This is a genomic window from Mesorhizobium sp. LSJC280B00, from assembly GCF_000502835.1.
Lineage (GTDB): Bacteria > Pseudomonadota > Alphaproteobacteria > Rhizobiales > Rhizobiaceae > Mesorhizobium.
Window position 1 is genome coordinate 1 of the sequence record NZ_AYVL01000053.1, and the last position, 15210, is coordinate 15210.

Annotated in this window: 16 protein-coding genes, 1 pseudogene and 1 riboswitch; of the genes and pseudogenes, 9 read left to right on the plus strand and 8 right to left on the minus strand. The window is 63.9% G+C overall.

The annotated features are described in order from the left end of the window. The 4 genes from X773_RS71820 to X773_RS71835 form a co-directional block, all read left to right on the plus strand. On the plus strand, positions 1-312 hold a 312-nt coding region (locus tag X773_RS71820; RefSeq protein WP_036239728.1), incomplete at its 5' end, for a hypothetical protein. A gap of 12 nt (positions 313-324) precedes the next feature. After that, positions 325-711 carry an RNA-binding S4 domain-containing protein gene (locus X773_RS71825; RefSeq protein ID WP_023680553.1) on the plus strand — a complete coding sequence of 129 codons (387 nt, stop codon included), beginning with the start codon at positions 325-327 and terminating at the stop codon, positions 709-711. A 148-nt stretch (positions 712-859) separates the two neighbouring features. Then, complete coding sequence (fdxA, locus tag X773_RS71830; protein ID WP_023680554.1) at positions 860-1198, plus strand: ferredoxin FdxA; 339 nt, start codon at positions 860-862, stop codon at positions 1196-1198. A gap of 368 nt (positions 1199-1566) precedes the next feature. After that, on the plus strand, positions 1567-2148 hold the full coding sequence (locus X773_RS71835) for a CarD family transcriptional regulator (RefSeq protein WP_006327799.1): 582 nt from the start codon (positions 1567-1569) through the stop codon (positions 2146-2148). Positions 2149-2227: 79 nt separating this feature from the next. On the opposite strand, the gene X773_RS71840 is transcribed toward X773_RS71835, so the two are convergent. From X773_RS71840 to X773_RS71850, 3 genes are all read right to left on the minus strand, one after another. Beyond that, positions 2228-2998, minus strand: a complete 771-nt coding sequence (locus X773_RS71840) for an amino acid ABC transporter ATP-binding protein (protein WP_023680555.1) — start codon at positions 2996-2998, stop codon at positions 2228-2230. Next, positions 2995-3675: an ABC transporter permease subunit gene (locus X773_RS71845; RefSeq protein WP_023680556.1), complete on the minus strand. Its 681-nt coding sequence runs from the start codon at positions 3673-3675 to the stop codon at positions 2995-2997. The genes X773_RS71840 and X773_RS71845 overlap by 4 nt, the downstream gene beginning before the upstream one ends. Positions 3676-3797: 122 nt before the next feature. Continuing rightward, positions 3798-4571, minus strand: coding sequence for an amino acid ABC transporter substrate-binding protein (locus tag X773_RS71850; RefSeq protein WP_023680557.1), 774 nt, complete (start codon positions 4569-4571; stop codon positions 3798-3800). Between the two features lie 325 nt (positions 4572-4896). Here X773_RS71850 and X773_RS71855 point away from each other — a divergent pair, with 325 nt between their 5' ends. Then, on the plus strand, positions 4897-5754 hold the full coding sequence (locus X773_RS71855; RefSeq protein WP_023680558.1) for an RNA polymerase factor sigma-32: 858 nt from the start codon (positions 4897-4899) through the stop codon (positions 5752-5754). Between the two features lie 13 nt (positions 5755-5767). On the opposite strand, the gene X773_RS71860 is transcribed toward X773_RS71855, so the two are convergent. The 4 genes from X773_RS71860 to thiB all read right to left on the minus strand — a co-directional run bounded on the left by X773_RS71860 (position 5768) and on the right by thiB (position 11158). Continuing rightward, entirely contained in the window at positions 5768-7237 is a 1470-nt protein-coding gene (locus X773_RS71860) for a M48 family metalloprotease (protein ID WP_023680559.1), read from the minus strand. A 254-nt stretch (positions 7238-7491) separates the two neighbouring features. Next, entirely contained in the window at positions 7492-8283 is a 792-nt protein-coding gene (thiQ, locus tag X773_RS71865; protein WP_023680560.1) for a thiamine ABC transporter ATP-binding protein, read from the minus strand. Continuing rightward, positions 8280-9899, minus strand: a complete 1620-nt coding sequence (gene thiP, locus X773_RS71870) for a thiamine/thiamine pyrophosphate ABC transporter permease (RefSeq protein WP_023680561.1) — start codon at positions 9897-9899, stop codon at positions 8280-8282. Before thiP ends, thiQ begins: the two co-directional genes overlap by 4 nt. 245 nt (positions 9900-10144) lie before the next feature. Further along, on the minus strand, positions 10145-11158 hold the full coding sequence (gene thiB, locus X773_RS71875) for a thiamine ABC transporter substrate binding subunit (RefSeq protein WP_031213213.1): 1014 nt from the start codon (positions 11156-11158) through the stop codon (positions 10145-10147). Positions 11159-11201: 43 nt separating this feature from the next. Then, positions 11202-11316: riboswitch (TPP riboswitch) on the minus strand. Between the two features lie 127 nt (positions 11317-11443). Between thiB and X773_RS71880 the strand changes: the two genes are divergently transcribed. Genes X773_RS71880 through X773_RS71890 form a run of 4 tightly spaced genes read left to right on the plus strand, consistent with a single transcriptional unit; the run spans position 11444 to position 14523 of the window. After that, positions 11444-12088, plus strand: a complete 645-nt coding sequence (locus X773_RS71880; RefSeq protein ID WP_023680563.1) for a thiamine diphosphokinase — start codon at positions 11444-11446, stop codon at positions 12086-12088. Positions 12089-12103: 15 nt separating this feature from the next. Then, positions 12104-13924, plus strand: coding sequence for an ABC-F family ATP-binding cassette domain-containing protein (locus X773_RS71885; RefSeq protein ID WP_023680564.1), 1821 nt, complete (start codon positions 12104-12106; stop codon positions 13922-13924). Between the two features lie 57 nt (positions 13925-13981). Continuing rightward, on the plus strand, positions 13982-14224 hold the full coding sequence (locus X773_RS0140020) for a type II toxin-antitoxin system CcdA family antitoxin (protein ID WP_031213215.1): 243 nt from the start codon (positions 13982-13984) through the stop codon (positions 14222-14224). Continuing rightward, entirely contained in the window at positions 14224-14523 is a 300-nt protein-coding gene (locus tag X773_RS71890; RefSeq protein ID WP_023680566.1) for a CcdB family protein, read from the plus strand. The genes X773_RS0140020 and X773_RS71890 overlap by 1 nt, the downstream gene beginning before the upstream one ends. A 31-nt stretch (positions 14524-14554) precedes the next feature. Here the strand turns inward: X773_RS71890 and X773_RS71895 are convergent. Next, positions 14555-15210: pseudogene (locus X773_RS71895) on the minus strand (hypothetical protein); the annotation flags it as partial.

Consider the following 15210-nt stretch of genomic DNA (forward strand, 5'->3'; position numbering starts at 1 on the left):
GACCGGCCCGCCCGTCAAGGGCGCCACGACCAGCGCGACGGCGCCGGCAAGCCGCGCTTCGATCGCAGCAAGTTCAAGCCCAGGCCGCAAGGCGAGGCGGCAGAGCAGCGCGCCGGCAAGCCGCAAGGTGAACGCCCGGACCGGCGCGAAAACCGGCCCGACTGGAAGGCTGGCCGGCAGGACGGCAAAGGCGGCGCCCAAGGCGCAAAACCCGCCTTCCAGCCAAAGCCGCGTGAGGAACGCCCGGTCCGCTTCGACCCGGACTCGCCCTTCGCCAAGCTCGCCGCGTTGCGCGACCAGCTGAAGAAGTAAGCTGCTCGTCCAATGGTCACTGATGCCCGCCAGCGCATCGACAAGTGGCTGTTCTTCTCGCGCGCGGTAAAATCGCGCACGCTGGCAGCCAAGCTGGTCGTCGCCGGACGCGTCCGCATCAATCGCGACAAAGCAGCGCAGGCCTCCGATACGGTCCGGCCGGGCGACGTTTTGACCATCACGCTGGAGCGGCGGATCTTCGTCTGGAAAGTCCTTGGCACCGGCGTACGGCGTGGCCCGGCCGAAGAGGCCCGCCTGCTCTACGAGGACATGTCGCCGCCCCCCGCGCCCAAGGGCGAGGCGCTTCCGGATGCGGTGCCGCCGTTGCGCGAGGCCGGCAGCGGTCGCCCGACGAAGAAGGAACGCCGCCAGACCGACCACCTGCTCGGCGACGATTGAGCAAGGTCGAACGCCCGCTTTGCCGGCCTTCCGGAATTCCATTCCGGAAACCGCGGCCCCGATGGCAGGGGCCGCCCTTGCCACCAGCGGACAAAGGCGTTACCTCACCAAAAAAGCCCAACAAAATGGGACGTCCCGGAGCCGACCAATGACCTATGTCGTGACCGACAATTGCATAAAATGCAAATACATGGACTGCATCGAGGTCTGTCCGGTCGACTGCTTCTACGAAGGTGAGAACATGCTCGTCATCCACCCGGACGAGTGCATCGATTGCGGCGTCTGCGAACCGGAATGCCCGGCCGACGCGATCAAGCCCGACACCGAGTCGGGCCTCGACAAATGGCTGCAGATCAACACCGAATATGCCGACAAATGGCCCAACATCACCGCCAAGAAGGAGCCGCCGGCCGACGCTAAAAATTTCGATGGCGAAACTGGCAAGTTCGAGAAATATTTCTCCGCCGAGCCCGGCGAAGGCGACTGACGAGCCTGCCGGCTGCGGCGGCCTGACGCCGCGTAACAGACGTGATACATTAACTGCCTTGACAGGCGGCGACGGCGCGTGGCCTTCGCGCGTGCAGCAAAACCTTGATTCTTCCGACTTTTTGTGTTATATCAACCAAACATGCCGGTGACACAACGTCGATTTATGGCGCAAACGCCCCAAATCACTGAAAGGTGAATTTCTCAATCCGGACCAGAGCGATCTGGGGCAGGCGGTCGCAATGTTGCGATTTGCCGGTCCTGGCCTTTCCGGTGAGTTCATCGTTGTGCGGCTAACGACCGGTCATCCCGGTCGCACGAGTTCGGGCCGGCACGATGCCGGTACCACAACAAGGAGTTCAGGGCGTAATGGCAACGATCACCCCGCAGAAGAAGTCCACCGCAGCGCGCCACGGTTTCAAGACCGGCGAGTACATCGTCTATCCGGCGCATGGTGTCGGCCAGATCGTCTCGATCGACGAGCAGGAAGTTGCAGGCCACAAGCTGGAGCTGTTCGTCATCGACTTCCAGAAGGACAAGATGCGCCTCAAGGTGCCGGTCGCCAAGGCCACCTCGATCGGCATGCGCAAGCTGTCGGAAGAGGATTATGTCGAGCGCGCGCTGAAGGTCGTGCAGGGCCGCGCCCGCGTCAAGCGCACCATGTGGTCGCGCCGTGCCCAGGAATATGATGCCAAGATCAACTCCGGCGATCTGATCTCGATCTCGGAAGTGGTGCGCGACCTTTACCGCGCCGACAACCAGCCGGAGCAGTCCTATTCCGAGCGTCAGCTCTACGAGGCGGCGCTCGATCGCATGGCCCGCGAGATCGCGGCCGTCAACCGCATGTCGGAGACCGAAGCGGTGCGCCTCATCGAGGTGAACCTCAACAAGGGCCCGAAGCGCGGCGCCAAGGCCGACAACGAGGAAGCCGAGCAGGAAGAAGCCGCCTGAGCTTTTTTGCTTTCGAATTCAGAAAAACCCGGCCTTGCGCCGGGTTTTTTTCGTCTTAGCTGACCGGCGACGGGCATATCTAACCTTCGCCGCCCTCCCTTTCCGCCTCGTGCTTCAGCGTGGCAATGAACCGCTTGGTCCGCTGGCGTTCCGGGTTGCTGAACAGCACCGCGGCCGGGCCTTGTTCGACGATGTTGCCGGCATCGAGGAACACCACTTCCCGCGCGATCTTGGAGGCGAGCCGCAGGTCATGCGTCGCCATCACCATGGTCGTGCCCTCGCTGGCGAGCTTGCCGAGCACGTCGACCACCTCCTGCGCCAGTTCCGGATCGAGTGCCGAGGTCGGCTCGTCGCAGAGCAGGACTTTCGGCGAAGGCGCCAGCGCCCGGGCAATCGCCACGCGCTGCTGCTGGCCACCTGACAGCGTCGCCGGCCAGGCATCGGCCTTGTGCGCCATGCCGACCTTTTCGAGCAGAGCCAGCGCCCGTTCGCGTGCCCTTTCCCTGGGCCATTTCAGCACCGTCACCAGCCCCTCCATGATGTTCTCGATCGCGGTGCGATGCGGAAACAGCTGGAAATTCTGGAACACCATGCCGGTCTGCAGCCGCAGCCGCTGGATATCCCTGGTCGAGACCCTGCCGCCGGGGCGGAATTCGAGTGCATCGTCGCCGATCCGTACCGTGCCTGAAGTCGGCAGCTCGAGCAGGTTGATGCAGCGCAAAAGCGTGCTCTTCCCTCCGCCCGACGGCCCGACAAGCGCCGTGACGCTGCCTTCCTCGATGGTGACGGTCACGCCCTTCAGCACCAAATTGTCGCCGAAACGCTTTTCGATGTTGGTGAGGCCGATCATGCGCGCGCCTCCAGGAAGCCGCCATAACGGTTGAGCCGCGTTTCCAGCCGCGCCTGCAAGGCCGACAGCACGGAGCTCATGGCCAGATAGAGGGCCGCTGCCTCGACATAGAGGATCAGCGGCTCATAGGTGGTGGCGACGATGCGCTGCGCTGCCTGGAACATCTCCGGCACGGTGATGGCGGCGGCGAGCGAAGTGTCCTTGACCAGCGAGATGAAGGTGTTGGACAGCGGCGGCACGGCGACGCGCCCCGCCTGTGGAAGAATGGTGCGCCGCATTGCCTGGGCCCAGGTCATGCCGATCGAATAGGCCGCTTCCCACTGGCCCTTGGGCACCGAACCGATGACGGCGCGGATGATTTCCGACGAATAAGCACCGATGTTCAAGGTGAAGCCGATCAGTGCTGCCGGAAAGGCGTCGAGCAGGATGCCGACCGATGGCAGGCCGTAGAAGATAAGGAACAGTTGCACGAGAAGCGGCGTGCCGCGGAAGATCCAGACGTAGAAGCGGACCACGGCGACCAGCGGTTTGGGACCGAACAGCCGGACAAGCGCCACAACCAGGCCTAGGACAAGACCGAATGCAAACGACAGCAGCGTCAACGGCACGGTGAAGATCAGTGCAGCCCACAGCAGCGTAGGCAGGGATTCCAGCATCAATTGCAGCCAGTGCGGCACGAAGGCTCCTCCTTGCCAGATTGCCGTCGCTCATATCACGCGAAAGCGGCGGGCCGTCAAAAGACAGCTCGCCGCGATATGAACGACGCGGGCCGGCGTTCGGCCCACACGAGAAAAGCCGGTTACTTCGAAACGTCCTGGCCGAAATAGGTGTCGGCGATTTTCTGGTAGGTGCCGTCGGCCTTGATGTCGGCCAGCGCCTTATTGATGGCGGCCACCAGTTCCGGATCGCCCTTGCGTACGATGACGCCGGAATAGTCGGCGTTTTCTTCCTGCGCGGCAATCTTCACATTGGCGTCGGGCTTGTGCTTCTTGAAGTCGAGGAAGGACAGGCTGTCGTTGATGGTGGCGTCGGCGCGGCCGGTAAGAAGCAGCTGGATCGACTGGTCGAAGCCGTCGGTGCCGACGAGCTCGGCGCCGTTGGTTTCAGCCAGCTTGCCGAAATTCGAGGTCAGCGACTGCGCCGCCTTCTTGCCCTTGAGATCGGCGAAACCCTTGATGTCGGTGTTGTCGCCGCGCACGATCAGCACCGCCTTGGAGGCGATGTAAGGATCGGAGAAATCATATTTGGCCTTGCGCGCCTCGGTGATGCCGACCTCGTTGATGACGGCATCGTAGCGGTTGGCATCGAGACCGGCGATCAGCCCGTCCCATTTGCCTTCGAGGAACTGGGCCTTGACGCCGAGGCGCTCGGCGATGGCCCGCGCGATCTCGACGTCGAAGCCGACCAGCGCGCCGGAAGCATCATGATAGGTGAAGGGCGCATAGGTTCCTTCCGTGCCGACCTTGAAGACGCCGGCCTGCTTGATCTGGTCGAGATTGGCGCCGGCATGACTGGCGGCGACGGCCAGAACCTGCAGCGTTCCGGCGATGATGAGCGATTTGAGCCATTTCATTTTTCTGTGATCCCGTCCTTGGCCGATGTCCGGCGTCATTGCGAGTGCCGGAAAATGACAGATGCGCGATGCCAGAATAAGAAACTAAATTTCAAAAATCTCGCGCCCTTGAAATCCAATTCTCAACCAGCATCTCCGGGCGCCATCCGGCTGAGTCAAGGCCGGTGGCGAATCGCCTGGGACAGCGCAATCGACATGACAGTCCGGGGGAACATTCCCCCGCATGGCACGTTCTTCGCTGTTGTAGGGCGCGGCGCCGCCATTTCAACCATCGGCGCCAACTCACGATTCGATCGCACCGCAACGCCTGGAGCAGGAGCGCGGCATGATGGAAGACAGTGCAGGACGGACCATGGTTCGCGCGGCGATGAAAGCCCCTTATCTGGAACGTGACGAAGAGCATCTCCTGGCGCTGCGCTGGAAGGAAAACAATGACCAGCACGCGCTGCACCGCATCACCGTCGCGCATATGCGGTTGGTCATTTCCATGGCGTCGCGGTTTCGCCACTACGGCCTTCCGCTGGGCGACCTGATCCAGGAAGGCCATGTCGGGCTGCTGGAGGCAGCGGCCCGTTTCGAGCCCGAGCGCGAGGTCCGGTTCTCGACCTACGCGACTTGGTGGATTCGCGCCTCGATGCAGGACTATATCCTGCGCAACTGGTCGATCGTGCGCGGCGGCACTAGCTCGGCGCAAAAGGCGCTGTTCTTCAACCTGCGGCGTCTGCGCGCCCGCCTGGCAAACGGCGCCGAGCAGATGTCGAATGCCACGCTCTACCGCGAAGTGTCGGCGGCTCTCGGGGTATCGGAGGCCGATGTGGCGATGATGGATTCCCGCCTTTCGGCGCCGGACAGCTCGCTCAACACACCGCTAGCCGACGATGCGGGCGCAACCGAGCGGATGGAGTTCCTGGTTTCGGATGACCCGCTGCCCGATGAGGTCGTCGGCGATACGATCGACGTCGAACGCCGCTCTGTCTGGCTGAAGACGGCACTCGGCGCTCTCAATGCGCGCGAGCTCAGGATTATCGAGGAACGCCGGCTGAGCGACGAGGGCGCGACGCTCGAAGCGCTCGGCGAGACGCTCGGCATCTCCAAGGAACGTGTCCGGCAGATCGAGGCGCGCGCCATGGAAAAGCTCAAGGCGGCGCTGGTAAAGCAGAATCCGGAATTTCTCGCAGCCTGAATCGCGTCGGCTGCTATTTGTCGGTGACGATCTTGACCTTGTCGCCGGCCGAAACCGCGGCACCCGGCGACAGCGCGTTGAGCACCCTGAACAAATCCAGCTTGCGGTCGACGCCGACCATCTGTGCGGCCAGGGAGCCCATTGTCTGGCCGGGTTGCACCGTGACGATGCGGATACGCAGTGGCTTCAACGCCGCCTTCTCGGCAGCACTCAGGATGCGGAACGAGCCGCTGACCGAGCGCGCCACCGTGCTCAGCGAGGTGCTGGCCGACGGTGCCGCAGTCAGCAAGCGGTAGACCTGGCCGCCGGCGCGGATCACCGCAATATCGAATTGCCAGCCGTCGGCGCCGGCATGCGCGGTTGCCGCTTCGTTGCCGTTGATCGTCTCCTGGCGCACGCTGCTGTCGTCGAGGCCGGCAACCCAGCCGCTGCGGATGTAGTCGGTCAGCGAACGGTTCTTGTCGATCGAAACGCCGTCGAAGCGGATCGCCATGTCGCCCGGGCCGGTCGCCGTCACCGCCGCCGCCGAATTGTCGATGACGAAGCCGTTGGGCACCGAGAACGACACGCCAAGGCCAGGATGCAGGAAGGTTTCGCCGCGCACGTAGCCTTCCTCCGGCGTGTCGCCGTAAAGCAGCCCGTCTACGCCGGCAAGAAATGAATCGCGGTCGCGCGACCCGACACCGGGCGCGCCGAACTGGCGGGCGTGGCGCTGCGCGAGATCGATACGCTGCGGCGTGTTGGGGTGCGTCGCCAGGAAGTCGAGGCTGGCGTCGGTAGCGCCGCTGATCGAGCGAAAATCGGTATAGGCCGACATCGACTGCAGGAAGCGGCCGGCGGCGTAGGGATCGAAACCGGCTTCGCCGATCGACTTGATGCCGATGGCGTCGGCCTCCAGCTCTTGATTGCGCGAGAACTGGGCCAGCCTCAGCTTGCCGCGGATCAGTGCCGCTTTGGCGGTCGGGTTGTCGCCGAGCACATCCGAAACGACCTTGGTCGCCAACCCCTCCTCGGCTTCCAGTTGCTGGCGCTGCAGGCCGTGGTTGGCCGTAACGTGGCCCATCTCATGCGCAATGACGGCGGCAAGCTCGGCCGAATCGTTGGCCAGCGCAAGCAGGCCGCGGGTGATGTAGAGATAACCGCCCGGCAGCGCGAAGGCATTGACGTTGGGCGAGTTGAGGATGGTGATGCGGTAGGTCTGGGTTGGGTTGGCCGACACCACGGTCAGTCTGCCGACGATCTTGGCCACCATGCGCTCGAGCTTGGGGTCGGAATATTCGCCGCCATAGGTGGCGAGGATGCGCGGGTGCTGCGCCTTCGCCAGTTGAGCGAGCTTGCCGTTGGCGGCGACATTGTCGACCGTGATCGGCTTGTCTGAGGGCTGAAAGCCTGATTCCTGCACGTCGGGAGGCGTGAACATCTGGCAGCTTGCCAGCGCCACGGCGAGACCGGCCAGCGCCAGAAAGCGCGCCAGCGGTTTCACCCTCCGATTGTCGATGCCGGTCGGCAGATCGGCTTCCTTTCAAGTCCTGGCACGTGACCGCGAAAATCGGGCGCGATTTCCGGAAAGCATCACGCGCAAAATCAAGTGCTACGGCGTCCTTCGTGCGTCCGACAGATACGAGGCAGCAAGGGCAAATCACGGTCTAGGCCGGACCAGCTCCTGGCGGACCTAGCCACACTACCTCGACCATGGCAAGCAAGCGCCGCTTCGCCTTCCGCCGGTTTGACCATAAATTATGTCCGCTTCCGGGCAACATCTCGTGATCCAACCGCAAACGGACCCGAGCCGATATAGCGTCGGAATGCCTCCGGTCCAGCCCCGACGAAAAAATCGGCCGCGGTGCCCGTCGCGGCAACCGTGCCACCATCCAGGAAAACCATGTTTTGGCCGATACGGCGCGCATCGTCCGGCTGGTGCGTGACGAATAGCACCGTCATGCGCTGCTCCGAATGGACGTCGGCCACCAGGTCGAGCATGTCGTCGCGCAGTGCCGGTCCGAGCGAAGCGAACGGCTCGTCGAGCAACAATACCGGCCGGTCGCGCACCAGGACCCGGGCGAGCGCGACGCGCTGCCGCTCGCCGCCGGAGAGTTCGCGCGGCAGCCGGCTTTCCTTGCCGGCAAGGCCGACGCGCTTCAGCGCTGCGGCGATTGCGGCGCGGTCAGCCTCGCTCAGCCTGAGCGAAGGCGAGCGGCCGAGCCCGACATTCTGCTCGAGGGACAGATGGGCAAACAGGTTGTTTTCCTGGAACACCATCGATACCGGCCGCGCTGATGGCGGCGCAGTGCTGACGTCGGCGCCGCCGATCAGCACGCGGCCCGACCGCGGCGTCTCGAAGCCGGCCACCAGATTGAGCAGTGTCGACTTTCCCGAACCGCTCGGCCCCATGATGGCGGTGATTTCCGACGCCGGGAAATCGACATCGAACATAAGCGGCGTTTCACCATAGCTGAAAGAGACATTATCGAGCCGCACGGCCGCGCCTTTTTCGACAGAAATGGACCGTTCCGGGCTGGTCGGCATCATGATTTCTCCCTCCTTCCCAGCCAGTCTGCGGCCAACACCAGCGCCAGGCAGACAAGGCCGAGCAGCAGCGCCAGGCCGGCCGCATCCTCGGTGCGGTAACTGCCCATGCGCGCCAGCAGCAGATAGGGCAAGGTCTGCACGGAATCGCTGCCGAATAGCGCAATGACGCCGAGATCGCCGAGCGACAGCGCCATGGCGAACGCGAAGCCGGTGGCGAGCGGCCGCCGCAGCAACGGCCAGTCGACCAGCCGCAACCGGTTCCAGCCCGAGATACCAAGCTGTGCGCAGAGCCGTTCGTGGCGTTCGCTCGCCGCGTCATAGGCAGGGCGGATGGCGCGGATGGCGAACGGCATCGCCATCACCGCATTGACCGCAACGACCATGACAGGGGCGATCGCAAAGACATCGCCGACGGTGCGCAAGAGCAGGAACCAGCCGGCGCCGATGACGATGGGCGGCACCACCAGGACGAACCCCGCACCGGTGTCGGCCAGGTGTTCGAGCAGCGTCCTCCTGCCGCTCCGCCGGGTGAGCGCCAGCGCCCGGCGCGCCATGACCAGCGACAGCGACAACGCCACAGAGAGCAGCGCCGATAGGAGGGAAAGCACGGCACTGGTCGCCGTCGCTTGCCGCACCGCGCTCTCACCGGCCAGGCGGCCGAGATCGGCGCCAAGCCCGGCTGCCAACGTGGCCGCCATCGGCCCGGCGACAAACAGCAGTGCGAGCCCGATCGCCAGTGCGTTCAGCACGGTCTCGGTCGCACCGGCTGAAAAATACCGGCGCGGCGCCACCGGCAGATTGGCATCCCCGACCATATTGGCGCCGAGCCGCGTCAAGGCCAGCACGACGACGAAGGTCAGGGCAATCTGCAGCAGGGTCAGCGTCACAGCCCGCGCCGGGTCGAAGTCGAAACGCAATGCCTGGTAGATGGCAACCTCCAGCGTCGTCGCGCGCGGCCCGCCGCCGAGCGTAAGCACGATGGTGAAAGAGGTGATGCACAGCATGAAAACGAGCCCGGCAACGCCCGGCAGGGCCGCACGCAGCGGCGGCCATTCGATCAGCCGGAAGGCCGGCGCAGCACCCATGCCAAGCTGGCTCGCCAGCCGCCATTGGTCGGCCGGCACGGTCTGCAGCGCTTCCAGGAACAGCCGCGTCGCCAGCGGCAGGTTGAAGAAGACGTGGGCGACGAGAATGCCCGACAGGCCATAGATGCCGGGCCAGCTCTGCCCGCCAATCGCGCCGAGCGTGCCGGCGAAATACCCGGCGCGGCCATAGAGTGCCAAGACACCGAGTGCGGCAACAATGGCCGGCAGCGCCAGCGGCACGGCGAAAAGCTGGAGGATGAAGCCTCGCCCGAAAAAACGCGGATGCCGCGACAGGGCGCGCGCGACGAACAGCGCCGGTGCAACGGAGAGCAGGGTCGACAGCAGAGCCTGCCAGAGCGTGAAACGGACGACGCGCAAGAGATAGGAATCGAAAGCGGCGGCGGCGCCGGACAGGTCGCGTGTGGCTTCGACGACGAGCCCGGCGAATGCACCGCCGATCAGCAGCGCGATGGCGGCGAGCGCGACGATGCCGGCAGTGACGCGGGGATCGGCCGGATGACGCGTACGCATGTCGCGCTACCCGAGACAGGCGTTGATCGAAGGAAATACCTGACAATGGCCGAGCCCACCCCTCTCTGGCCTGCCGGCCATCTCCCCCTCAAGGGGGGAGATTGCGCACTCAGCCGCCTTCGCCAATCTCACAAGTGGCAGGACGAGGAGAGGCGACAAAGCTGCCGATCTCCCCCCTTGAGGGGGAGATGGCCGGCAGGCCAGAGGGGGGTGGCTTGGCGTAAGCATCCGACGAGGCTTGAGCCCTACTTGCTCATCGCCGCAAGCCACTCATCGACCCAGGCCTTGCGGTTGGCCGCGACGTCTTCCGGGCTGAACAGCAAGGTCTTGGTCGGCTTGACCAGCTTGTCGAACGCCGGGTTGAGCGGCTTGTCGGTTTTGCCGGCCGGGAACATCCAGTTGGTTTCGGGAATGACATCCTGGAATTTCGGTCCGGTCATGAAGGCAATGAACTTTTCTGCCAGCGGGTTCTTCGCACCCTTGGTGGTGATCCCCGCAACCTCGATCTGCAGATATTCGCCCTCCTCGAAGGACGCCGCCTGGTAGCGCTCGGTGTTTTCGGCGACCATGTGGTAGGCCGGCGAGGTGGTGTAGGACAGCACCATCGGCGCCTCGCCCTTGGTGAACAGGCCGTAGGCCTCGCTCCAGCCCGGCGTTACCGTCAGCACCTTCGCCTTGAGTTTGGCCCAGGCTTCCGGCGCCTTGTCGCCATAGACCGACTTGACCCACAGCAGCAGGCCAAGGCCCGGCGTCGAGGTGCGCGGATCCTGGATGACGATCTTCTCTCCGGCATCGCCCTCGACCAATTCCCTGAGGCTCTTCGGCGGGCTCTTCAGTTTTTCGGTATCGTAGACGACGGCGAAATAGCCATAGTCGAACGGCACGAAAATATCGTCGCTCCAGCCGCCCGGCACACTGACGCCCGATATTGCGCCATGCGGCGAAAACAGGCCGGTTGCCTTGGCATCCGCCGTCAAATTGGTATCGAGGCCAAGTACGATATCGGCCTTGGTCGCGGCGCCTTCCAGCTTCACACGGTTGAGCAGCGCCACGCCGTCGGCGACCGAGACGAATTCGACGACGCAACTGCATTCGGCCTCGAAGGCCTTCTTCACCGCCGGTCCCGGACCCCAATCGGCGGTGAAGCTTTCATAGGTATAGACCGTCAGTCTATCCTGTGCCGATGCCTGCCCTGGCAAGGCGAGCGCGGATGCCGCAAGCAGGACAATTGAGACAAGAGAGTGGAAAAAACTGCGCATCGGCGCCTCCTTCGTTCGCGTTGAAAGGAATTGAGGCGTCGGGCTGTCCGAAACGTCTAATCCCTCCGCCGGTACAAACCGGATCAGGTTCAGCGGGTTGGCAGTCTTGCCTCTCAGCCGGTCCGCGAAAATCGCGTCCGGCACCCCGTTAGAGCGTTGCGACACATAGGCCCGGCCGAAGTGCTGCGCAAGCGGAAGTTTGCCGGGCATCCAAAGCCCAGCCTTCCGTTTCGTCTGCCGTTTCATCTTCCGTTTCCGGGGCAGGGCTGGTAAGGGCCACGAGATATGAGCACATTCACCATCCTGCTTGGCGGCGATCTCATCCGCACGCCGCTGCTCGACCGCCAGGTCGAAGGCTCGCGTGTCATCGCTGCCGACTCCGGCATCGGCCATGCCCGTATGCTGGGCCTGAGGCCGGAACTCTGGGTCGGCGATTTCGATTCGGTGCCTGCCGATTTGCCGGAAGATCTGGCCGCCGTGCCACGGCAGGTGTTTCCCGCTGAAAAGGACAAGACCGACGGTGAACTCGCTATCGCCGCCGCGCTCGAACGCGGTGCGACAAGCCTTGTGCTCGCAGGCGCCTTCGGCGGCAAACGCACCGACCACATCTTCCTGCATCTGGCGCTAAGCGTCCGGCTGGCGGAAGGCGGGACGGAAGTGCTTTTGACCAGCGGCGCACAGGAAGGCATTCCCTTGCTGCCGGGAAAGACTGGCTTCGACTATGCCGACGGCACGCTGTTTTCGGTGCTCGGCTTCTCCGATCTCGCCGGCCTGAGCGTCACCGGTGCCAAATGGCCGCTCGACCATGTCGAGGTTGCGTTCGGCTCGTCGCTGACCATTTCCAACGAGGTCAGGGGCCGGTTGGAAATCGCGCTGGCCAGCGGCCGCGCGCTGCTGCTCGCACATCCCTATCCTCTTCCGGAAAGCTGAGCCCAGAAAGCCGACATGGCGCCGCCAATTCTCAATCTCGACGGGATAAAGCTGACCTTTGGCGGCACGCCGCTGCTCGACGGTGCCGCCCTGACGGCCTCTGCTGGCGACAAGATCGCCCTGGTCGGCCGCAACGGCTCTGGCAAGTCGACGCTCCTCAAGATCGCCGCCGGGCTGATCGAACCGCAGGACGGCGAAGTCTTCCGCCAGCCTTCGGCGACCGTGCGCTACTTGCCGCAAATGCCCGACATGGACGGCTTTGCGACTGTCCGCGCCTATGTCGAGGCGGGGCTCGGGCCGGCCGACGATCCCTACCGCGCCACCTATCTGATGGAGCATCTCGGCCTGACCGGCGAGGAACGGCCGAACGATCTCTCCGGCGGCGAGGCGCGGCGCGCCGCCCTCGCCCGCGTCATGGCGCCGGAGCCCGACATTCTCCTCCTCGATGAGCCGACCAATCATCTTGACCTTTCGGTCATCGAATGGCTGGAGGAGGAGCTTGCCCGCACCTCCTCGGCACTGGTCGTCATCTCGCATGACCGCCGTTTTCTCGAACGCGTGTCGCGCGCCACAATCTGGCTCGACCGCGGCCAGACTCGCCGTCTCGACAAGGGCTTTGCCTATTTCGAGGAATGGCGCGACACGGTGCTGGAGGAGGAAGAGCGCGAGCAGCACAAGCTCGGCCGCCAGATCGTGCGTGAGGAGCACTGGCTGCGCTATGGCGTGACGGCAAGGCGCAAGCGCAACATGCGCCGGCTCGGTGAGTTGCAGATCATGCGCCAGCGCTTTCGCGGCCACCGCGGCGCCGAGGGTGCGGCGACGATGACAGCCAGCGACGCCGCCGAATCCGGCAAACTGGTGATCGAAGCCAAGAACATCGAGAAGAGCTTTGGCGATCTGACCGTGGTCAAGGGATTCTCGACCCGCATCCAGCGCGGCGATCGCGTCGGTCTGGTCGGGCCGAACGGCGCCGGCAAGACGACGCTGTTGAAGATGCTGACCGGCGAATTGAAGCCGGACGCGGGCACGGTGCGGCTCGGCACAAATCTGGAGATCGCCACGCTCGACCAGAAACGCGAAGCCGTCGACCCGCAGGAGACATTGGCGCAGTATCTGACCGACGGGCGCGGCGAGAACCTCGTCATCAATGGCGAGCAGCGCCACGTCGTCTCTTACATGAAAGACTTCCTGTTCAAGCCGGAACAGGCGCGCACGCCGGTGCGCGAGCTTTCGGGCGGCGAGCGGGCACGGCTGATTCTCGCACGCGTTTTGGCGCGGCCGGCAAACCTGCTTGTGCTCGACGAGCCGACCAACGACCTCGACATGGAGACGCTGGAGCTGCTGCAGGAACTGGTCGCCGGTTTTGCCGGCACGGTGATCCTGGTCAGCCACGATCGCGATTTCCTCGACCGCACCGTGACCAGCATCATCGCGCCGGATAGCGACGGCCGCTGGATCGAATATGCCGGCGGCTATTCCGACATGCTTGGGCAGCGCGGCGGCACCAGGCTGGACGACCGCAGGGCGCGGCCAAAAGCAGAAGCCGGTGAAGCCACGGCGGCAAGCAGGAACGAAGCGGCCGCACCGAAGGGCCCGGCCAAGAAACTGTCGTTCAAGCAGAAATTCGCGCTGGAAACCTTACCCAAGAAGATCGAGGCGGTGTCGGCCTCGATCTCGCGGCTGGAGAACAACATCGCCGATCCGGCCTATTACGAGCGCGACCCGGCCTCGTTCCAGAAGACGATTGCCGCGCTCGACAAGGAGCGCGTCACACTGGCAGCGCTCGAGGAGGAATGGCTGGAACTCGAGATGCTAAGGGAAGAGATGGAGGGATGAGAGGTTGCATGCACGCTCATATGCGCCTACATTATGCGCATAAATGGGAGCGGCTGTATGCTGCAATCGAATCCAAAAACCCAAAGAAAGTCGGTTAATACATCGATCGACTCCCGATTGATCGAGGATGCCAAGGCGTTGGGCATCAATATATCCCGCGCTGCGGAAGAGGGCATCGCCAAGGCGATTTCGGCCGAAAAAAACCGCCGGTGGCAGGAGGAAAACAAGGAAGCGATCGACAGTTCGAATGACTATGTCAGGCGCAACGGCTTGCCTCTGGCCAAGCACCGGCTGTTTTGATGGCACGTTATGATTTCTACCAGAGTGCCGAAGGCGACGGTTACCTTCTCGATGTCCAATCCGACCTTCTGGGACGGCTCGACACGAAAGTCATCGTCCCGCTGATGCCAGCCAATAAGGCCCCAGTGCCGGGCCGCCGGCTAAACCCTATCTTCACCATCAACGGTAAGGACCATGTCATGGTCACTCAATTCCTGTCAGCCTTGATGACCTCTGAATTGCCCGTTGCCGAAGGAAATCTTTCTCGCCATCACGACGACATCGTGAGCGCGCTCGACATGCTGTTCCAAGGCTTCTGAGCCAGAGAGGCGTTGGGCTGGTGAGCCGGCCTCACCCCGCCGTCTTTGTCTGCCAGGCCTTTAGCGCCTCGTCGAACACCTTCTCGCCTGGAATGCCCTTTTCCATGGTGAGCAGCGCCCGCCGCCCGGTCTTGTAGACGACCGGCACGTCGATCCAGTCCTGGCCTCTGAGCAAGGTCAGATTGGCGTCTTCATCCGCCTTGGTATCGTTGAGCGCAACCAGGAAGAAACCGTCGGCGATCTTGGCCGGGATGCCGATCAGCGGGCTTCCGGCATCCTGCTCGGAGCCCTTCATGGCGACACGCAGGATGTTGTCCACGCCGCCGCCCTCGAAGCCGTCAGGCGTCAGGAAGATCATCTCGATAATATGGCTGGCCGGCAGCGTCTGGTCGGTGTTGCGACGGATCGTCATGCGCAACTGGATATCCTTGCCTGGAATGGTCGCCTCGGCGCGGATCGCCGGCTCGGGTGGCAGGTCGCCGCCGGGCGATTCCTGCACCAGCGACCAGACGATGTTGCCGGGCTCGGCCGAGCCTTGAGCGGTGCTGGTGCGCTCCTCGTAGAAGATCGCCTTCTGGCCGACGGCCAACGTGGCTTGCGGCGGAACTGCCGTTGGTGCCGCTGCCGGTGCGGGCGGCGGGGCGGCCGCTGCAGGCGCTGCTGCCCCGTTGGCGGGCGGCGTTGCGG